Genomic DNA, 20,376 nt, shown 5'->3' with positions numbered 1-20,376 from the left:
GAGCCGGTGACCCACGACGACCACGGAAGTGCGATGACAAACCTGACGTTCCACTGGTTCCTCCCCACCTACGGCGACAGCCGCGACATCGTCGGCGGCGGCCACGGCCTGCCCCCGGGAGCGGCCGGCGGCGCGCGCCCGGCCACGCTGGCCTACCTGCGGCAGATCGTGCACGCCGCCGAGCACCTTGGCTTCGTCGGCGCGCTGACGCCGACCGGCGCGTGGTGCGAGGACGCCTGGCTGACCACGGCCATGCTCACCGAGACCACCGAACGGCTGAAGTTCCTCGTCGCGTTCCGGCCGGGACTGGTCACGCCGACCCTGGCCGCGCAGATGGGCGCCACCTTCCAGCGGCACTCGGGCGGGCGCCTGCTGCTCAACGTCGTCACCGGCGGGGAGAGTCACGAGCAGCGCGCCTACGGCGACTTCCTGGACAAGGACGCCAGATACGCGCGGACCGACGAGTTCCTGCACATCGTCCGGGCGCTGTGGCGCGGCGAGAGCGTCGACTTCACCGGCGAACACCTGCGGGTCGAGGACGCGAGGCTGAACCGGGTGCCCGACCCGGTGCCCGACATCTACTTCGGCGGATCCTCCCCGGCCGCGGGCCGGGTCGCGGCCCGGCACGTGGACGCGTACCTCACCTGGGGCGAGCCGCCCGCCGCGGTCGCCGAGAAGATCACCTGGGTGAACGGCCTGGCCGAGGCCGAGGGCCGCACGCTGCGGCAGGGCATCCGGCTGCACGTGATCAGCAGGGACACCGCCGACGAGGCGTGGGCACAGGCCCGCAGGCTGCTCGACGGCATCGACCCCGCCACGATCGAGAAGGTGCAGGCGGGCCTGGCCCGCAGCGAGTCCGAGGGTCAGAGGCGGATGCTCGCCCTGCACGGTGGCAGCCGCGACGGGCTGGAGATCTCCCCCAACCTGTGGGCCGGTGTCGGGCTGGTACGCGGCGGCGCGGGCACCGCGCTGGTCGGCAGCCACACCGAGGTGGCCGACCGGATCGAGGAGTACGCCCGCCTGGGCATCACCGAGTTCGTCATGTCCGGCCACCCGCACGTGGAGGAGGCGTACTGGTTCGGCGAGGGGGTGCTGCCGATCCTGCACAGGCGCGGGGTATGGGAACACCCCGACGCGGCGCCCGCGCACGAACCGGCCTCGATCCCGTTCACGTCCACCGGATCGAGCTGAACGACGCCCCGACCGGCCCCACGGGCCGGTGTCAGCCGGGGCCCGTGCCGTACAGCGTGGCGAGGCCGGCGACGGTGGCGACCATCCGCTCGCGCAGCTCGGGCGGCTCCAGCACCTCGATGTCGGCGCCCAGCTGCAGCAGCTGCCAGTGGGCGTGCCTGGCGGACTCGGTCGGCAGGCGCAGCACGACCCAGCCGCGCTCGTCGGGCGGGCCCGCCCCGGCGAGCGCGGCCTCGGCGACCTCGGCGCCCACCGTGTGGCGCAGCATCCTCTCGGTGCCCGGCGCCATCCGCACCACGGCCTCGCCGGTGTGCATCCGCTCGCGGAAGTCGGCGGCGTAGTCTCGCCAGAAGGCGGGCAGGTCGAAGTCGGCGGGCCGCTCGAAGTGCCCCTCGGCGAGCTCGGCGCTCACGATCCGCGACACCCGGTAGGTGCGCGGCCCTCCCGCACCGGCGACCGCCACCATGTACCACACCCCGCCCTTGAGGACCAGGCCGTACGGGTGGGCCAGGCGCTCGACGTCGCGGGGGCCCCAGCGGCGGTAGGTCATGCGCAGCGGGCGCTGCTCCCACACCGCCTCGGCGACCTCCCCCAGGAAGGGGGCCGCGTCGGCGTCGCGGTACCAGCCGGGGACGTCCAGGTGGAAGCGCTCGCGCATCCGCGAGGCGTGGAGGCGCGGCTCGGGAGGAAGCGCGGCGAGCATCTTCAGCTCGGCGTTGGCCGCGACCTCGGCCAGCCCCAGGTCGGCGGCGGGACCGGGCAGCCCGGCCAGGAACAGCGAGGAGGCCTCCTCGGCGGTCAGGCCGTTGAGACGGGTGCGGTAGCCGTCCAGCAGGCGGTATCCGCCGGCGGGACCGCGGTCGGCGTAGACCGGCACTCCGGCCGACGACAGCGCATCCACGTCGCGGTAGACCGTGCGGACGGAGACCTCCAGCTCCCCGGCCAGCTCGGGGGCCGTCATCCGCCCTCGGGTCTGCAGGAGCAGCAGGAGTGAGAGCAGCCGACTCGCGCGCATGACGGCCATTGTCCCGCACGTTTGCCAACCGCACACAGTCCGTGTTCAAATGAACAGGTGGAAAGTAACAATCGCATCCGCGCGATCATGTCGGAGTTGCGTTCCAGCGACGTCGTCTCGGTCGCGGAGCTCGCCGTCGAGCACGCGGTGTCGGAGATGACCATCCGCCGCGACCTCGACGAGCTCGCCCAGCAGGGCGTGGTCAGGCGGGTCAGGGGCGGCGCGGTGAGCCTGCTGCTGCGCGGGGACGAGCCGCCCTTCGGGGTGCGCGAGCGCGAGGCGGTGGAGGCCAAGCGGCGGATCGCCGCCGAGGTCGCGGCCCTGCTCGCCGACGGAGAGGCCGTGCTGCTCGACAGCGGCACCACCTCCCTGGAGATCGCGCGGGTGATCCGCGACCGCCGCCTGACGGTCCTGCCGCTCTGCCTGCAGTCGGCCACCGAGCTCAGCTCGGCCTCCCGGATCCGCCTGGTGCTCCCCGGGGGCGAGGTCCGTCCCGGCGAGCTGAGCTTCACCGGCCCGCTCACCGAGAACGCCATCCGGTCCCTGCGCTTCGACACCGCGGTCATCGGCTGCTGCGGCCTGTCCGCCGAGCACGGCCTCACCGCCCACGACCTGTCCGACGTCGCCGTCAAGCAGGCGGCGATCGCCTCCGCCCGGCGCGTGGTCGTGGCCACCGACTCCGGCAAGTTCACCCGCACCGCGTTCGGCGCCGTCTGCCCGCTGGACCGCCTCGACATGGTCGTCACCGACACCGCGCTGCCCCCCGCCGAGCACGACGCCATGATCGCGGCGGGCGTCGCCGTCCGCACCGTCTGACTTCCGCACCGTTCTGACTGGAGCCCTCCCCCATGTACGTCACCACCCTCGACCGGTCCGCGCTGCTCCGCGGCCGGGTGGCGGTCTACCTGCTCTTCCTGCTCTCGGGCATGGCCATCGGCACCTGGACGGCACGCATCCCGTCGATCAAACAGGGGCTGGGGCTGAGCGAGGGCGAGCTCAGCGTCGGGCTGCTCGGCATCGCCGCCGGGGCGATCGCCGGCATGCAGGTGGTCGGCCGCCTGGTCGACCGCTACGGCAGCGTCAAGGTGATGCTGCCGATGGCCTTCGCGCAGAGCCTCGTGCTCATCCTGCCCGCCTTCATGCCCAACCTGGCCGGCCTGGCCGTCGCGCTGTTCGCCTTCGGCGCGGTGCACGGCACGCTGGACGTGGCGATGAACGCCAACGCCGTCGAGATCGAGCAGGCCACCGGCCGCCCGATCATGTCGTCCTTCCACGCCGTGTTCAGCATCGGCGGCTTCCTCGGCGCCGCCGCGGGAGGACTGCTCGCCCAGGCCGCGCTCAGCCCGGGGGCGACGTTCACCGCGGTCGCCGTCGTGATCGTCGTGCTCGCGCTCTGGGCCGCCCGCTGGGCGCTCTCCCTCACCGCGCACGCCGCTCCCGCCGGGACGGGACCGGCGACCGGCGGAGGTGGCGGCGGGGTGTTGTTGCTGGGCGTCCTGGCCTTCTGCTGCATGATCGGCGAAGGGGCCGCGGCCGACTGGAGCTCGGTCTACCTGAGTGAGAGCCTCAACAGCTCCGACGGGTTCGCCGCGGCCGCCTACGCCGCCTTCTCGATCATGATGACCGCGGGCCGCCTCGCCGGCGACAGGCTGGCCACCCTGCTCGGGCCGGTCAACCTGGTGCGCGCGTGCGGGGCGCTGGCCGCCTCCGGGCTCGGCCTGGGCCTGCTCGCCGGAAACCAGATCGCTGCGGTGATCGGGTTCGGCTGCTTCGGGGCGGGCCTGTCCTGCATCGTCCCGCAGGTCTTCTCCGCGGCCGGTCGCCGCGACCCGGCCCGCGCCGGGAAGGCGCTGGCCCGGGTGGCGAGCCTGGGTTACGTGGGGTTCCTCAGCGGGCCCGTGCTGATCGGTGGCGCCGCTGAGTTGATCGGCCTGCCCCGCGCGCTGGCGATCCCCGCCCTGCTGGCGCTTTTTGTCGCCTTGGCCGCGAGGGCACTCAGAACCCCGCCCCTTACAAAGTAGATCAAAGGGGATCGATCACCGCGGACCACGGCGGGAATCACGGATCGCGGGGGGAATCGCGGGTCACGCCGGATCGGGGCGGATCACGGCGTGAGCGCGGGTCCCAGCAGCGACAGTGCCCGAGCGGCGACCCCGGCCATGCCCAGGCGCTCGGCCAGGCGCAGCGCGCGGCGGAGCAGCTGGGCGGACTCCCCCGTGGCATTCCCCGCCGAACCCCCCGCCCCCTCCCCCACCGGGCCTCCCGCGCTCTTCCCCGCCGAACCCCCCGCGACCTCTCCGCCGGAGCCTCCCGTCGCGGCCCCGGAAGCAGCCCCGGAGGCGGCCCCCGAGGTGCTCCCGGAGGAGTCCGCGCCGTCTCGCAGACGCAGCGCCCTGGCACGGTCGAGGTGAAGGCGCGCGATCAACGGGGAGGCGGCGTCGGCGAGCAGGAGCGCCTGGCCAAAGCACCGCAGCGCCTCCTCGGCGTCCCCCTCGGCCAGCGCGAGCAGCCCGAGATAACGGTCCGTCGGCCCCAGCAGAATCGTGGGCCACCCGGCGAGCGCGATCTGCCCGCGATGGGCCGACAGACGCCCCCGCACCAGGGCGGCGCACCGCGACAGCTCGGGATCGCCGTGCCCCGCCTCGATGAGCAGCGCGCACGACTCGGCCAGCAGGACCAGCGTCGGAACCGACCACCCGTCGGGCGGCAGCGCGCCGAGATCGGAGGTCTCGCGGAAGAACGCCCTCAGCCGGTCCCTCGCGTCCTCGTGCCCGCCGATCTCGCAGAGCGCCAGGACGAGCGCCGCGCGCCAGATCGGGAAGTACTCGTACTCGACCACCTGCCTGGCGAGACCGGAGCCGAAGAGCTCCCCCAGCCGTCCCTGCTCGCGCAGCAGCCAGTAGTGCTGCCCGATCAGGGTCTGCCGCAGGGTGTCGGCGGAGACCGCCTCCCCCTCGCCCTCCTCGTCGAGCCGCCGCCACGCGGCCAGGACGCGCTCCTCGGCGCGGCCGAACTCCCCGTGCCAGACGTCCATCAGCGTGTCGAGGGTGTTCTGCAGCCAGGGGCCGAAGACCCGGTGGTTGCGCGCGATGTGCCTGCGGTGACCGGCCACGGTGGCGGCGGCCTCCCTCAGGCGGCCCAGCCGGAGCTGGTCGATCGTGAGGGCGATCATGGCCTCGCTGCGGAAGTGCGCGGACGCCGCCTCGATGCTCGCCTCCCGGAGCCGCTCGGCGATGCCCAGCAGTTCCCCCGGCGGCGCGAAGTCGTACAGGCCCCACCTGCACTCGTTCAGCACCTCGCAGCGGATGAGCGGCCCGGCCCCGGACTCCTCCAGCTCGCGCAGCGTCGCGCGGGCCAGTTCCACCCCGGGGCGCAAACCGGCGTACGTGGGGTCGAGGCTGTCGCTGACCGCCATCGTCAGCTTGTGGGCGAGGTGGGCCCGCAGCTGCAGCCGCAGCGGGACCGCCTCGTCGCCGGTGTCGTCGCGGAGCGCCTCCAGGCTGCCGCCCAGCACGTGCAGCAGTTGCCGGTCGGCCTGCCCGGGGGCCGACCAACGGCGCGCCAGCCTGATCGCCGCGACCGCCGCGAGCCTCGGCAGTTTCCCGCCGTCGCGGTGGGCCCGCAGGTACAGGCGTTCGGCCTCCTCCAGGTCACCGGCGTCGTTGCGCGCGTCCCCCAGCGTGATCAGCAGGCCGACGCGGGTCTCGGCGTCGCACCGCAGCCCCAGCCCGGCCAGTGCCCAGGTGATCGCCCCCTCGGTGGCGAAGCCGCGCTGCTGCGCCCGCGCGGCGCCGAGGCAGGACGCGGCGACCCGCTCCTGAGGCAGCCCGGTCCCCGAGGAGCGGGCGTGTTCGGCGACGCGTACCGGCAGCGCCGGGTCGATCCAGCCGTCGCCGGTCGTCCGCGCCATCCGCTCGTCCAGGATCTCGAACGCCCGGCGGTGCAGTTCCATGGCGAGTGCCGGATGGCGCTTCAGCTCCCGCAGCAGGCTCTCCCTGGCCGTGTCGTGGCCGAAGCGCAGACCCTGGTGGTCGATGACCGTCCCGGCCGTCACGGCCACCGCGCGCCTGCGGTTCGCCTCCTCGGCGTCGAGCTCCAGCATGCCCGCGACGAGATCGGTGTCGATCTCCCGGCCCAGGGCGGTGACGGCCGCCGCGGCGAACCAGCGGAACATCGGGCTGGAGGCGGTGTCGTGCCGCGGGAGGTCGCGGGGGAGGTCACCTGCCTCGGTGATCCGGCACAGGTCCAGCGGCAGTCCCCCGGTCCCGTCCACGGCCCTGCCGGTCTCCGCGCGGGTCGGTTCACGTCCCCACGTGGCGCCCAGCCACTCCGCCACCTCCGCGACTCCCAGCGGGGACAGTGTCAGCACCTCCATCCGTCCCCGCCAGCGCGACGGCTCGGAGCGGTCGGTGAGCACGAAGCCGACGGGGGCCTCTTCCCCGAGGGCCTCCCGTACGTTGTGCAGCAGTTCCTCGGCGTCGGAGCGGAGCAGGTGGGCGTCGTCGAAGACGACCAGGAGCCCCGCACCGGCGGTCAGGCGCAGCAGGGAGACCAGGAGGGCGACCAGCCGCCTCGGGTCGCGTTCGTGGCCGGGCCCGCCGAGCGAGACGAACAGGCCCGCCGACATCAGCCCTTCCAGCGTCTCGCGTTCCTCGGTGCCGATCGGGACGGCCGGGCTGGACAGGTCGCGCCGCAGGTCCTCCCAGAGGGTCCCGACCAGCACCCGCCACGGCTGGAGGTCGCCGAGTTCCTGGCACGGGACGGTCACCATGCGCACGCTCGGCGGCAGCAGTACGGCCAGCTCCTCCACCAGCCTGGTCTTGCCGATCCCGGGCACGCCGCAGACGGCCAGGGCCACCGGCTCCCCGCGTTCGAGCCGCCCGGCCAGCGCGGAGAGCAGCAGGGTCTCGTCCCTGCGACCGATCAGGGCTCGCGGGCCGCCGTGGCCGTAGACGCGCCCGTGGACGTGGGCGGCGGGGGGCGGCGAGGGCGGGCTGCCGAGGCCGTGCCCGCGCAGGGCGAGCAGGTCCCGCGCCCGGCCTGCCGCCTCGTCCCCGGGGGAGATCGCGTGCCGGCGCTCGATCATCTCCCTCGCGGTGACCGCTCCCTCGTCGCGCAGGGCGATGAGGAAGCGCAGCAGCCACAGCGGGCCGCTGTCCTCCTGCCCGTCCTGCCCGTCGGCGACGACCTCGCCGGTGAGGGATCCCGCGTCGCCCAGGAGGTCGAGCCGGATGGCGACGCGGGCGACGAGCCTGGTCAGCTCCCGGCGCCGCTCCCGCAGCCCTGCGTGGTAGTTCTCGCAGACCCTGGGCGGGATCCACCCGCCCGCCAGCGACGCGAACGGGTCGCCGGACCACTCCCCGAGCGCCTCGCGCAGTGTCCGCAGGGACGCGGCGAGGTCGCCCTGCTCCAGCAGTGTCCGCCCGTCGCGCAGGTAGGCCTCGAACCGCCGCGTGTCGACGGTGGCGGCGAGGCGGCCCGGCGCGTCCTCGACCAGCTCGTAGACGTGCGAGCGCCTGGCCCGCGGGATGTCCAGCCCGCTGCCGCGCAGCAGCCCGCGCAGCCGCGAGACGGGCGGCGCCACCTCCACGTGCCTGTCCGCGGCCGGTTCGGACAACCCGGCGGCCAGGGCGGCCGGGGAGATCGGGCCGCGGGCGGAGACCAGCATGGCCAGCGTCTTCGCCAGCTGCGGGTTGATCTCCTGCGGCACCCCGTCGATCACGATGTCCACGGCGCCGAACAGCTTGATCTCGAAGCTCGCCACATCCACCGCCCGAGGGGATCGACTCGTGTTCTTTCCGGCGACGGCTCCGGCTGCAAGGTCATCGCAAGGTTGTTCGCCACATCGTGGAGATGAGCGCGGAAAGCAGCTCGAAGCGCTCGACAACGATGTCACAGGAGACGACCGCATGGCCAAGATCGAGGATTTTTCCATCGGCCCGCTGGAGATCGGCCCGTTGGACGACGGCCAGGTGAAAAAGGCCAGAGAGAATATTCGACGCGAGAGAAGTGCTGAATCATATAGACCGCTAAGTGTGGCAATAATGGGACAAACAGGAGTAGGGAAGACATCGCTCCTGAATTGCCTGTTCGGTACCGACCTCGCCGTCGGTCACGTCCGGCCGGTCACCCGGAGGCCGGAGCCGGTCCCGGTGCCCGGCACCTCAGGTCACATGCTGACCTTCTGGGACATGCCGGGGATCGGGGAGTCGGGCGCCGCCGACGAGACCTACCTGGCCATGTACCTGGAGAGGCTGATCCGGTGCGACGTCGCCATCTGGGCCTTCCACGCCGACAGCCGCTCCACCGCCTACGACGAGCAGTGCCTGCGCAGGCTGCTCGACGGCGTCGCGATCGAGACGCGGCGGCTCGTCATGAGCAAGCTGACCTTCGTCCTCACCAAGGCGGACACCCTGACCCCGCCCCCGTGGATCTTCGACATGCGCGGGGACCGGGGTACCTTCAACCCCGGCGGGGCGCTCCTGCGCCGCCTGGAGGAGAAGGCCGCCTACTACGAGAGCGTCTTCCTCGAACCCCACGGGGACACGCTCCTCACGAGCACCTACGGCACCGGGGAGTTCACCGTCTCCGACGACAGACTCGGCTTCGACCGTCGCGGCGTCCACTACCGCGGTCACTTCTCCCAGCGGGTGTGCGACACGTACTCGGAGCGTTATCCGGCACACCGGGAGGTCTTCTCCCGCCTGCGCGACAACCATCGGGTGCTGCCCTGTTCGGCGCTGTTCAGGTTCAACCTCACGCGGCTGATGACCGGCGTGGTGAACAGGCTCGGCCCCACGGCCGTCTTCCGCTTCCGGCGCCTGCTCCAGGACGTGGACGCGCTCACCGACGTGCCGGTGGCCACGGCGCGCACGTACGGCAACGTGATGATCTGGGACGGCGAACGCGGCGCCAAGGCGTTCGACCTCACCGAGATCCCCCTGTGAGGGAGAGACGGTGAGGAGCGGACCCGGCGCCTCCAGGGGGGTGGCCATGCCGCGACGGCGCCCCGCCGGGAGGGAGACCCGGCGGGGCGAGACCTCGCGAGTGGCCGGCGCCGCCTGACCGGCCGGACGGGGCCCGGCCGGTCAGGGGCGCCCAGGGCCGCCGGAACTCCGGCGGCCCCGAGTCGAGAGACTCCCCCAGGGGCGAAGGATCAGACCACGACCACCGAACCCCGGCGGCCCCGGGCCGAGAGCCCCCGGGGGGAAGGTCAGACCGCGCGGAGCCAGACGGCGGTGTCGGAGGGGAGCAGGTCCCCCTCCAGCGGGCCGCTGGCCAGCAGGATCGACTCGTGCTCGGGCAGGGCAACCGGCTCCGCGCCGAGGTTGACCACGCAGATCAGGCCCGAATCCCGGCGGAAGGCCAGCACCTCGTCCTGCGCGTCGCTCAACCAGGACAGCGTGCCGTCACCGAGCAGCTCGCGGCGCAGGTGCAGCCCGGAGCGGTACAGGGTGAACATGGATGTGGGGTTGGCGGCCTGGGCCTCGGCCGTCAGCGCCTTCCACTCCAGCGGCTGCGGCAGCCACGTCGACCCGGTGCCGAACCCGAACGGCGGCTCGTCGCCCGACCACGGCAGCGGCACCCGGCAGCCGTCGCGGCCCGCGTCGGTGCGGCCCGAGCGGACCCAGATCGGGTCCTGGCGCAGCTCGTCGGGGATGTCCTCGACCTCCGGCAGCCCCAGCTCCTCGCCCTGGTAGACGTAGAGGCCACCGGGAAGCGCCATCGCCAGCAGCGCCGCCGCGCGCGCCCTGCGCTCACCCAGCACCGGGTCCGACGGCATGCCGTGCTTGCGGTCGGCGTGGCTGAAGGAGGTGTCGGCCCTGCCGTACTTGGTCACCGGGCGGGTCACGTCGTGGTTGGACAGCACCCAGGTGGGCGGCGCTCCCAGCGGGATGTGCGTGGCCAGGGTGAGGTCGATCGAGCAGCGCAGCGCGACCGCGTCCCAGGCGCACGCCAGGAAGTCGAAGTTGAACGCGGTGTGCATCTCGTCGGGGCGCAGGTACTGGGCGAACCGCTCCTGGTCGGGCAGCCACACCTCGCCGATCAGGATGCGGTCGTCGTACTCCTCGGCCACCCGGCGCCAGCCCCGGTAGACGTCGTGGACGCCGTCGAGGTCGGTGTAGGCCTCCTCGCCGCCCAGGCTGTCCATGTCCTTGACCAGCAGGGCGGCCGAGTCGATCCGGATGCCGTCCACGCCCCGGTCGAACCAGAACCGCAGCACGTCGTGGAACTCCTCGACGACCTCCGGGTTGTCCCAGTTGAAGTCGGGCTGCTCGGGGGCGAACAGGTGCAGGTACCACTCGCCGTCGGCGATCCGGGTCCACGCGGGGCCGCCGAAGATCGACTGCCAGTCGTTGGGCGGCAGCTCGCCGCTCTCCCCCCGTCCCGTACGGAAGTGGAAGCGCTCCCGCTCGGGGGAGCCCGGCCCGGCCTCCAGCGCCTGCAGGAACCACTTCTGCCGGTCGGAGCCGTGGTTGGGGACGATGTCGGTGATCGTCTTGATACCCAGGGCATGCGCTTCGGCGATGAACTCCTCCGCCTCGGCGAGCGTGCCGAACGATGGCTCGATGTCACGGTAATCGGCCACGTCGTACCCACCGTCGGCCATCGGCGACGGGTACCAGGGGTTGAGCCAGATCGCGCCGACGCCCAGGTCGGAGAGGTACGGCAGGCGCGCGCGGAGTCCCGCGAGGTCGCCGATGCCGTCGCCGTTGCCGTCGGCGAAGCTCCGGAGATAGACCTGGTAGATCGCGGCTCCCCGCCACCACGTTTCGGACATGCTGGAACAACTCCTTAGTAGTTGTAGGTGGGTGACGAGGTCAGCCCTTGAGGCTGCCGGCGGTGAGGCCGGCCATGATGCTGCGCTGGAAGATGAAGAAGACGATCATCGTCGGGATGCTCGCGATCACCAGCGAGGCGATCAGCACGTTCTGCGGCATCTGCGCCGAGAGCGAGGCGATACCCACGCTGATCGTCATCTTCTCCCCGTCCGGCAGCACCAGCAGCGGCCAGACGAAGTCCTTCCAGACGTTGACCACCGAGAGGATGGACACCACTCCGAGGATCGGCCGGGAGACGGGCAGCACGATCGACCAGAGGATACGCGCCGGGGAGGCGCCGTCGATCTGGGCGGCCTCCAGCAGCTCCCGGGGGATCGAGTCGAAGAAACGCTTGAGAAGGAAGATGAAGAACCCGTTGGCCGCGGCGGGCAGCCAGATCACCCACGGGGTGTTCAGCAGGTCCCAGCCGAAGATCGGCATGTCCTTGACCGTCAGGTAGGCGGGCAGCAGGATGACCATCGGCGGGATCATGAGCGTGGCGAGCATCAGGCCCAGGACCACGTTGCCCAGCACCGGCCGCAGCTTCGACAGCGCGTAGGCGGCCGAGACGTCGATGGCCAGCGTGAACAGCCAGGCGCCGCCCGCGTAGATGACGGTGTTGGTGAGGAAGGTCCCCAGCTCCAGCTGGTCCCACGCCTCGGCGTACACCCCGAAGTCGAACGACGTCGGGAAGAAGCTCGGCGGGATCTGGGCGAGCTCCTCCGGGGTCTTGAGCGCGCCGGTGACCATCCAGTAGAGCGGGAACACGAACACCGCGGTGAACAGGAGCACCACCGAGGTCAGCACGAAGCGGTAGATCCACCGCCCGTGCGGGGTGGTGAGGGTGTGCGGGGAGACCAGGCTCCGGAACTCCCTGGACGGCTCCTTGACCTTGCGCGGCCGCCCGGCCTTCCTCCCGGAGCTCCGCTCCGGCGGCCGGACGGGAGCCGGGCGACTTGGTTGAACGGTGAGGTTCGACATCGGCTCAGCTGCCTCCTTAGCTCTGGTTGTCCCGCGACAGGCGCAGGTAGAAGGCGGAGAACACCATCAGCACGACCATGAGCATCAGCCCGAGCGCGCCTCCGGCGCCGAAGTCACCGAAGTTGAAGGCGTACTGGTACATGAGGTAGGCGACGGTGAGCGTCGCGTTCTCCGGGCCGCCGCCGGTGAGCAGGTACGGCTCGATGAAGACCTGCATGGTCGCCACGATCTGCAGCAGCAGCATCACCAGCAGGATGAGCCTGGTCTGCGGGATCGTCACGTGCCAGACCCGCTTGAAGAGCCCGGCGCCGTCCAGCTCGGCGGCCTCGTACAGTTCGCCGGGGATGCTCTGCAGCGCGGCGAGGTAGATCAGCGTGCCGGTTCCCAGATTCATCCAGGTGGAGACGATGACGAGGGAGATCAGCGCGGTGTCGGTGGAGTCGAGCCAGCTCAGGGCCGGCAGGCTCGCCAGGTCCAGGATCTGGTTGAACAGGCCGGCGCCCGGGTCGTAGAACCACTTGAACAGCAGCACCCCGACGGCGGGCGGCAGCATCACCGGGAGGTAGACGATGAACCTCAGGTAGGCCCGCGCGTGCCGCAGCTCGTTCAGCACGATCGCCGCCACGAACGGGACGACGTAGCCGAACACGAGCGCCAGGCCGGTGAAGGCGAGGGTGTTGAGCCACGCCTGGACGAACGCCGAGTCCTCCGTCACGGTACGGAAGTTGTCCAGGCCGACCCAGGTCGGGTCGTCGACGAAGTTCGTCTGCTGGAAGCTGAGCAGGACCTCCCTCACCATGGGGTACCAGGAGAAGAAGGCGAAACAGATCAGCGCGCCGCACAGGAACCCGTAGGCGGTCAGGTTGCGCCGCAGCCCCCGCCGGAACGCTCCCGGCTTTCGCCGCCGTGGACCTTTCACGGTCATTGTGGTCATCGGTTGACTCCCGATATCAACATGAGTGTCGGGGTGCCGGCCGACGGGCCGGCACCCCGGGTGTCAGAAGGTCAGCTCGACTTCGCCAGCACCTTGTTCGCCTTGGCCTCGGCGTCGGCCAGAAGCTTGTCGATGTCGGCGTCCTGCCTGGTCAGCACCGCCGACATGGCCACGTCGAGGATCGCGTAGAGCTCCTGGGACTTCGGCGGCTCAAGCTTGTTCTGGATGGCCGCGGAACCCTCCACGAAGGGGGTGAAGTTCTCCACGGGCACGGTGGCGTTCGCCTTGCGCAGCTCGACGATCTCCTTGCCCGGCGCGGTGTCGCCGTACAGGTCGGGGATCGGCAGGCCGACGGGACGGCCCTGCTGCTTGCTGCGCGCGTAGTTGAACTGGCCCTCGCCGGGGGTCAGCTCGTGGAACTCCAGCCACAGCATGGCGGCCTTGATCTTCTCGGGCGTGGCCTTGGGGTTGATCATGTAGCCGTCACCACCGCTGAGCGAGGCCTTGGCCTCGGGCAGGGAGGTGACCCCGTAGTCCTCGAACTTGCCCTTGAAGTCGTTGTTGACGGCCTGGACGACGTCGGGGGCGCCGATCATCATGCCGAGCTTGCCGCCGCCCATCATGCGCATCAGGTCCTCCCACTGGAGGAGCTGCTTGGCGCCCATGCTGTTGTCGGTCCAGCGCATGGTCTTGAGGTTCTCCAGGACGGCCTTGCCCTCGGGGCTGTTGAAGGCCGCGGTCTTGCCGTCGGGGCTCACCATCTCGCCGCCGCGCCCGTAGAGGGAGGCGGCGAAGTGCCAGCCGCCGGTGTTGCCGGCGCTGTACTCGCCGAAACCGACGTGGCCGGGGCCGAGAGCGCTGATCTTCTTGGCGGCCGCCTGCACCTCGGCCCAGGTCTTGGGCGGTGCGGCGGGGTCGAGACCGGCCTGGGTGAAGAGCTTGCGGTTGTAGACCAGGCCCATGGAGTAGTTGTTCCTGGGCAGGCCGTAGAGCTTCTCGCCCTCCTTGAAGGTGGCCAGGACGTCGGGCCGGATGTCGTTCAGCAATTTGATGTCGCCGACGTACTGGCTGATGTCGGCCGCCTGACCGGCAGCGATGATCTTCTTGATATCGGTGAAGTAAACGTAGAAGACGTCCTCCATCGAGCCACCGGCCAGCTTCGCCTGGAAGGTGTCCGGGTTGATGCAGGGGAAGGCGTCCTTGCTGTCGATCGTGATGTGCGGGTGCAGCTTCTTGAACGCTGCCACGTCCTCGTCCCAGGCGGTCCGCTCCAGCGGGTTGCTCTTCGGCGGCTGGCAGCCGACGGAGATCGTGACCGGAGCTTCGGCCCCGGCGGCAGTCGGCGTGGTTTCCGCGGCCTGGGATCCGCTGTCGTCGTTGCCGCACCCGGCGGCGGTGAGCGCGATGGCTGCGGCGAGCAGCATCGAGAGCTTGGGGGATTTCATCCGAGGCACTCCTTGGCGGGTCGGTTGCGAGAAACATATAGAGGCGTGCAGGAAGTAGCAAGAGCCCGTCAATTCAGATGCAAAAAAGTGACAGTGATCGGACGGCCATCTCCCCGTAACATCCCTGCCGCGAGCGAGAACCCCTTTCGACCTGCGGCTACACACGCATGACACGAAGTGGAGTCATCCGCTTGCGGGAAGATGCTTGACGACGTCATCTTCCTGTCGAAATTTTTAGAGAAGGTCGCCCCGGGAAGACCGGTCAAGCCGGTCAGGCCGGTATCGCCCTGGGCGCCGCCGGCGCGGTGGAGGCGCGGACCACGAGCTCGGGGTCGAACAGCAGCTCGCCCCCCGGCAGGGCCGCGGTGTCGATCTGGGCTACCAGCAGGTCCACCGCCGCGCGGCCCATCGCCTCGATCGGCTGGCGCACCGTGGTCAGCGGCGGATCGGTCCGGTTCATCATGGCCGAGTCGTCGTACCCGATCACCGAGACGTCGCGCGGCACCGCCAGCCCCTCGCGCCGGGCGGCGCGCACCGCGCCGAGCGCGAGCAGGTCGCTGCCGCAGATCAGGCCGGTGACGCCGCGCCGCACCAGCCGGGCGGCGGCGGCCTGGCCGCCCTCCATCGAGAACATGGCGTGCTCGACGAGGTGGTCGCCGAACTCCATGCCGTGGACCCGCGCGTAGGTGGCGAACGTCTCCAGCTTCCGGCGCGACGGCATGTGGTCCGGAGGGCCGAGGACCATCCCGACGCGCTCGTGGCCGAGGGCGCGCAGGTGCCCGGCCGCCATCTCGGCGGCGGTGACGTCGTCGCAGGAGACCTGGGAGAAACCGAGGTGCCCGACCGAGGCGTTCACCAGGACCGCGGGCAGGCGCCGCTCCAGGATGCGCCCGTAGTGCTCGTGGGAGGCGTCCTCGTCGGCGTACGCGCCACCGGCGAAGACCACGCCCGAGACGTGCTGGGCCAGCATCAGGTCGACGTAGTCGGCCTCCTGCAGCCCGCCCGAGGTGCGCGTGCACAGCACGGAGGTGAACCCCTGCTGGGCGAGCGCCCCGCCGACGACCTCGGCGAACGCGGGGAAGATCGGATTGTGCAGGTCGGGGAAGACCAGGCCGATCAGGCGGGCGCGGTCGCGGTGCAGCCGGGTCGGGCGCTCGTAGCCGAGGGCGTCGAGCGCCGTCAGCACGGCGTTCCTGGTCGACTCGGAGACGCCGCGCCTGCCGTTGAGCACGCGACTGACCGTCGCCTCGCTCATCCCGACCCTCTTGGCCACCTCGGCAAGCCTCCGCGTCATGCCCGCAAGCATACGACGGCTTTCGCAAGTGTTTACATTCGCTTTGCGGACCGGTGTCATACCGGTTCATAGGGGTGACGCGTTATGGCGGTCCGAGATGAGAGCTTCATCCCCCAGTGGAGTCGATTGCCGGGCCTCGAACGGCCGTTCGCGCGCCATCGTCACCCGAGCTCACCCGCCCGCGGACCTGGAGGGATCCGCCTGCCGTCGAATCCATGACAGCCGGGAACCGTCGATGATCAGTTCTTTGCGACACGCGAATGAAATATTGCAGCTATCTGTTTGTCATCTTATGATTTTTTATCATCTGATTCTGCCCTGCTGTCAAGAGGTCGGCATCCCCCCGCCACCCTGACGGCACCTCGGCGGCGTCCCTCGCTCCCGCGCCCCCGCGTGACGGTCCTTCGCCGGGCGGCGCCGTCTCCTCCCCCGGTCGCACGGCCGCGCGCGACCGGCCCCGCGTACGCCACCGGGAGTACGGCCGAGCCCCTCCGCCAGGGTGACGACGCCCGCGCCCCTGACCGGGAGCCTGGACACCAAAATCCAACGGAGGTGTCCATGAGTTCCCCACCCGCTCCGACCGGCCGGGCCCGCGTGCCCGCCTGGATCGTCTGGTCCCTGCGGGTCACCGCCACCCTGCACCTGGTGACCGTGCTCGGCCAGGGGGTCATCGGCGGCATGTTCGTCACCGGGGAGGTGGACCTGCTCGCCCACCACAACCTCAACGCCACGGTGACCACGGTGCTGGTGGGCCTGCAGTTCATCGCCGCGATCACGCTGTGGCGGCCCGGACGCGGCCCGCTGTGGCCGCTGTGGGTGAGCGCCCTCCAGGTGGTGCTGGTGAACGCCCAGGTGGCGCTGGGGATGGAGCGCCTGATCGCCGTGCACATCCCGCTGGCGATGGTGATCTTCGGCATGGCCGTGTCGATGACCGCCTGGACCTGGCGGGGACGGTCGCTGGGGCAGTGGCGGGAGCGGCGGCAAGGACGGCGGGGGGCGGCGGCGTGATCTCCAGAAGGCTTCTCCTGGGCGGCGCGCTCGGCGCGGCGGGCCTGGCCGCGGCGGGGTGCGGCTCCGTGTCGGCCGAGACCACCGGCCAGCCGCTGTCCAGCGCGCTGCCGCTGCCCAGGCCGTTCACCGTCCCGCTGCCGATCCCCGCGGTGGCGCGCCCCACCCGGCCGGGACACTACGAGGTGGTCCAGCGTCCCGCGAAGGTGGAGATCGTCCCGGGGACGACGACCGAGGTGTGGGGGTTCGACGGCACGTTCCCCGGCCCCACCTTCGCGGTGCGGCGCGCGAGCCCCGTCACGGTCCGGGTACGCAACGAACTGCCCGTGCCGACCTCCACACACCTGCACGGCGGGGTCACCCCGGCCGGTTCCGACGGCTACCCCACCGACCTGGTGGTGGCCGAGGGCCGTGGCTTCCGGCCCCCGCCCGGCGGCCACTCCCACCACGGCATGCTCGTGGACCCGTCACAGTGGACGCTGCACCGGGGGGCGAGGGACTACGCGTACCCGCTGGACCAGCGGGCCGCCACGCTCTGGTACCACGACCACCGGATGGACTTCACCGCCCCGCAGGTCTGGCGGGGGCTGGCCGGATTCATGATCGTCGGTGACGACGAGGACGACGCGCTGCCGCTGCCCAGGGGCGAGCGGGATGTCCCGCTGATGATCTGCGACCGCGCGTTCGAGGAGGACGGCTCGTTCCGCTACCCGGCGACCGATCCCAGCCTGCTGGTGAGCGCCGGGGTCGAGGCCGCCTACATGGAGGGCGTCGAGGGCGACGTGATCCTGGTCAACGGCGCCCCCTGGCCGGTGCTGGAGGTCTCGGCCACCCGATACCGGCTGCGGCTGCTCAACGCCTCCAACGCCCGCCGCTACCGGCTGGAGCTCACCCCCGGCGGGCGGTTCGTCCAGGTCGGCAGCGACGCCGGGCTGCTGGCCACCCCCGTCGCGCACGAGGCGATCACGATGGCCCCCGCCGAACGGTTCGACGTGGTCGTCGACTTCTCCGCCTACCCGGTCGGCACCGAGGTGACGATGGTCAACACCCTCGGCACCGGCCCGGCGCGCGACGTGATGCGCTTCCGCGTCGCGCGCCGGGGCCGGGAGGACAGCGCGGTGCCGGGACGCCTGGCCGAGGCCGAACCGGCCGTCAGGCCGACGGCGACCGTCTCGCGGTCCTTCGACTTCCGCAGGACCGGGCAGGGCCCGGAGGCCGCCTGGACGATCAACGGCCTGCCGTTCCGGCCCGGCAGCCCGCTGGCCCGCCCCCGGCTCGGCACCACCGAGATCTGGCGCTTCACCAGCGACTTCCACCACCCCGTGCACGTACACATGGCCCATTTCCGGGTGCTGTCGCGCAACGGCAGGATCCCGGCGGCGACGGACGGCGGCTGGAAGGACACCGTCGACGTCCGTCCCTACGAGGTGGTGGAGGTCCTGGTGCGCTTCGAGGGCTTCCGCGGGCGCTACATGATGCACTGCCACAACCTCGAACACGAGGACATGGCGATGATGGCCGACTTCGAGGTGGTGTAGAAACCGTCGAGGACGCACGGCGTGGCGGCGTGGCCGTTTGAGCGCGTCCCGGTGAGGAAGCCGTACCATCGGCGGTCCACAGGGGGGATGCGACGATGACGGAACGACTGGTGGTGATCGGCGGCGACGCCGCGGGGATGAGCGCGGCCTCGCAGGCCAGGCGCAGGCGCGGGCCCGAGGACCTTCGGATCGTCGCCTTCGAGAAGGGCGCGCACGCCTCCTACTCGGCCTGCGGGATCCCCTATCTCGTGGGCGGGGAGGTCGGCGACGTGGAGTCCCTGATCAGCCGCCGCCCGGAGGTCTTCCGCGACGAGTTCGACATCGACCTGCGGCTGGGCCACGAGGTCGTCGAGATCGACCTGGACCGGCGCGAGGTGACCGTGCGCGACGACCGGGGCGGCCGGGGCCGGGAGCCGTTCGACCAGCTCGTGATCGCCACCGGCGCGGTGCCCGCCCGGCCCGACCTGCCCGGCGCCGACGCCGAGGGGGTGTACGGGGTGCAGACCCTGGACGACGGCGTCGCACTGCTGGAGGCCCTGGAGGAGAAGCCGCGCAGGGCCGTGGTGGTCGGCGCGGGCTACATCGGCCTGGAGATGGCCGAGGCGATGGTACGGCGCGGGCTGGAGGTCTCGATCGTCGACGGCGCCGAGCAGCCGATGGGCACGCTCGACCCGGACATGGGCGTCCTCGTCGCCGACGCCCTGCGCGACCTGGGGGTGCAGGTGTGCCTCGGCGAGCACATCGAGGGCTTCGAGGAGTCCGGGGGGCGGGTCCGCGCGGCCCGCACCGAGAGCCGGACCCTGCCCGCGGACCTGATCGTCCTCGGTCTCGGCACCCGGCCGAACAGCGCGCTGGCCGAGGCCGCGGGCGTCCCGGTCGGCGAGACCTCGGGGATCAGGACCAACCGGCGGATGCGGACCCCGGTGGAGGGCGTCTGGGCCGCCGGCGACTGCGTCGAGACCTTCCACCGGGTCTCCCGGCGGCCGGTCGCGATCGCGCTCGGCACCCACGCCAACAAGCAGGGACGCGTCGCGGGCATCAACCTCGGCGGCGGGTACGCCGCCTTCCCGGGCGTCGTGGGCACCGCGGTGTCCAAGATCTGCGAGTACGAGGTGGCGCGCACCGGCCTGACGACCGCGGAGGCGGTGGAGGCCGGGTTCGAGCCGGTCGGTGAGATCGTGGAGTCCACCACGCGTGCCGGGTACTACCCCGGCGCCCGCACGATGAAGATCAAGATGATCGCCGACCGGGGGACGGGCCGCCTGCTGGGCGCCCAGATCGTCGGCCAGGAGGGCGCCGCCAAGCGCATCGACGCCCTGGCCGTCGCCCTCTGGCACGAGATGACGGTGGAGGAGATGACGGGGCTCGACCTGTCGTACGCTCCCCCGTTCGCCCCGGTGTGGGACCCCGTCCTGATCGCCGCGCGCAAGGCGGCCGAGCGCGTCGACCGGCTCGACGGGAGGGCCTGAGCCGCCCCGCCACCCCCTGGAGCCTCCCGGATCCCCCTGGCCCCGCCCGTCGCGAGGCGGTTCCCGCGCGCGGGACCGCGAGAGAACCCCGTTGAGGAGAAAACCGCGGCTCCCGCGCGCGTAGTCATCGGCTCCCAGGGAGCGGCTCCCCCGCGCGGGGGGCGGGGTCCACATGATCGGCGGATCGTCCGGCGTCGCGGGGAGGTCCGGGGAGATGGTTGGGCGGGATGAGAGCGGGCAAGGGCGAAGAATCCAAGTCCCGATCCCGACAAGGAGGAGCAATGCTCACATTGACCGACACAGCGGCCCAGGTAATCCGGGATCTCAGCTCGCAGGTGACAGACTCTCCGGACACCGGGGTTCGCATCTCGTCCCAGAGCGACGGAACCGGATCGCTCGTGCTCTCGATCGCGGAACACCCCGAGTCCGCCGACAAGGTGGTGGAGTCGGAAGGAGCACGGATCTTCCTTGACCCGCAGGTCGTGGACATGCTCGACGACAAGTCGCTGGACGCCGACGTCGACGAGAGGGGCGGCGTCGCGTTTCTCGTCACCGAACAGCTTCACTGACCGTCCCGGGACGGACCCGGCGCACGCGGGCCCCGGTCCCCCTTCAGGGGGCCGGGGCCCGTGCGTGCGCGAAGGACCCTCCCGAGCGGGCTTCAGGGCCCGGGTTACGC

The 20,376-nt window shown here is 71.5% G+C and carries 15 protein-coding genes; 8 read left to right on the top strand and 7 right to left on the bottom strand.

Going from position 1 to position 20,376, the window contains the following annotated elements:
* Nucleotides 1–33 precede the first annotated feature (33 nt).
* Complete coding sequence (locus tag ABD817_RS30140; RefSeq protein WP_344921615.1) at nt 34–1,191, top strand: LLM class flavin-dependent oxidoreductase; 1,158 nt, start codon at nt 34–36, stop codon at nt 1,189–1,191.
* Between the two features lie 31 nt (nt 1,192–1,222).
* Here the strand turns inward: ABD817_RS30140 and ABD817_RS30135 are convergent, their stop codons facing one another.
* A complete protein-coding gene (locus ABD817_RS30135) occupies nt 1,223–2,206 on the bottom strand; it encodes a helix-turn-helix transcriptional regulator (RefSeq protein ID WP_344921614.1) in 984 nt (327 codons plus the stop codon).
* A gap of 57 nt (nt 2,207–2,263) precedes the next feature.
* On the opposite strand from ABD817_RS30135, the gene ABD817_RS30130 reads away from it, so the two are divergent.
* Nucleotides 2,264–3,022, top strand: coding sequence for a DeoR/GlpR family DNA-binding transcription regulator (locus tag ABD817_RS30130; RefSeq protein ID WP_344921613.1), 759 nt, complete (start codon nt 2,264–2,266; stop codon nt 3,020–3,022).
* Between the two features lie 32 nt (nt 3,023–3,054).
* Entirely contained in the window at nt 3,055–4,227 is a 1,173-nt protein-coding gene (locus ABD817_RS30125; protein ID WP_344921612.1) for an MFS transporter, read from the top strand.
* 83 nt (nt 4,228–4,310) lie between these two features.
* Here ABD817_RS30125 and ABD817_RS30120 read toward each other — a convergent pair whose 3' ends face one another.
* The gene (locus ABD817_RS30120; protein ID WP_344921611.1) at nt 4,311–7,976 is read right to left on the bottom strand and encodes an AAA family ATPase; all 3,666 of its coding nucleotides are present in this window, start codon (nt 7,974–7,976) and stop codon (nt 4,311–4,313) included.
* Between ABD817_RS30120 and ABD817_RS30115 the strand changes: the two genes are divergently transcribed.
* Nucleotides 7,873–9,153 (top strand): GTPase family protein, encoded by a 1,281-nt coding sequence (locus ABD817_RS30115; RefSeq protein WP_344921610.1) that lies wholly within the window; start codon nt 7,873–7,875, stop codon nt 9,151–9,153. The genes ABD817_RS30120 and ABD817_RS30115 overlap by 104 nt on opposite strands.
* Before the next feature lie 266 nt (nt 9,154–9,419).
* Here the strand turns inward: ABD817_RS30115 and ABD817_RS30110 are convergent, their stop codons facing one another.
* The 5 genes from ABD817_RS30110 to ABD817_RS30090 form a co-directional block, all read right to left on the bottom strand.
* Nucleotides 9,420–10,988, bottom strand: a complete 1,569-nt coding sequence (locus tag ABD817_RS30110; RefSeq protein WP_344921608.1) for a glycoside hydrolase family 13 protein — start codon at nt 10,986–10,988, stop codon at nt 9,420–9,422.
* 40 nt (nt 10,989–11,028) lie between these two features.
* A complete protein-coding gene (locus ABD817_RS30105; RefSeq protein ID WP_344921607.1) occupies nt 11,029–12,009 on the bottom strand; it encodes a carbohydrate ABC transporter permease in 981 nt (326 codons plus the stop codon).
* Between the two features lie 16 nt (nt 12,010–12,025).
* On the bottom strand, nt 12,026–12,943 hold the full coding sequence (locus tag ABD817_RS30100; protein WP_344921606.1) for a carbohydrate ABC transporter permease: 918 nt from the start codon (nt 12,941–12,943) through the stop codon (nt 12,026–12,028).
* A 71-nt stretch (nt 12,944–13,014) separates the two neighbouring features.
* Nucleotides 13,015–14,388 (bottom strand): ABC transporter substrate-binding protein, encoded by a 1,374-nt coding sequence (locus ABD817_RS30095; RefSeq protein ID WP_344921605.1) that lies wholly within the window; start codon nt 14,386–14,388, stop codon nt 13,015–13,017.
* Nucleotides 14,389–14,659: 271 nt separating this feature from the next.
* Nucleotides 14,660–15,694: a LacI family DNA-binding transcriptional regulator gene (locus ABD817_RS30090; protein WP_344921604.1), complete on the bottom strand. Its 1,035-nt coding sequence runs from the start codon at nt 15,692–15,694 to the stop codon at nt 14,660–14,662.
* Nucleotides 15,695–16,240: 546 nt separating this feature from the next.
* On the opposite strand from ABD817_RS30090, the gene ABD817_RS30085 reads away from it, so the two are divergent.
* The 4 genes from ABD817_RS30085 to ABD817_RS30070 all read left to right on the top strand — a co-directional run bounded on the left by ABD817_RS30085 (nt 16,241) and on the right by ABD817_RS30070 (nt 20,266).
* Nucleotides 16,241–16,690 carry a hypothetical protein gene (locus ABD817_RS30085; protein ID WP_344921603.1) on the top strand — a complete coding sequence of 150 codons (450 nt, stop codon included), beginning with the start codon at nt 16,241–16,243 and terminating at the stop codon, nt 16,688–16,690.
* On the top strand, nt 16,687–18,228 hold the full coding sequence (locus ABD817_RS30080) for a multicopper oxidase family protein (RefSeq protein ID WP_344921602.1): 1,542 nt from the start codon (nt 16,687–16,689) through the stop codon (nt 18,226–18,228). Before ABD817_RS30085 ends, ABD817_RS30080 begins: the two co-directional genes overlap by 4 nt.
* 95 nt (nt 18,229–18,323) lie before the next feature.
* Nucleotides 18,324–19,697, top strand: a complete 1,374-nt coding sequence (locus ABD817_RS30075) for an FAD-dependent oxidoreductase (protein WP_344921601.1) — start codon at nt 18,324–18,326, stop codon at nt 19,695–19,697.
* Nucleotides 19,698–19,978: 281 nt separating this feature from the next.
* The gene (locus ABD817_RS30070; protein ID WP_344921600.1) at nt 19,979–20,266 is read left to right on the top strand and encodes a Fe-S cluster assembly protein HesB; all 288 of its coding nucleotides are present in this window, start codon (nt 19,979–19,981) and stop codon (nt 20,264–20,266) included.
* The last annotated feature ends 110 nt before the right edge of the window (nt 20,267–20,376 follow it).

This window comes from Streptosporangium oxazolinicum (genome assembly GCF_039537505.1).
GTDB lineage: Bacteria > Actinomycetota > Actinomycetes > Streptosporangiales > Streptosporangiaceae > Streptosporangium > Streptosporangium oxazolinicum.
The sequence above is the reverse complement of the archived record's forward strand: the minus strand, read 5'-3'. Positions and strand labels throughout refer to the sequence as shown.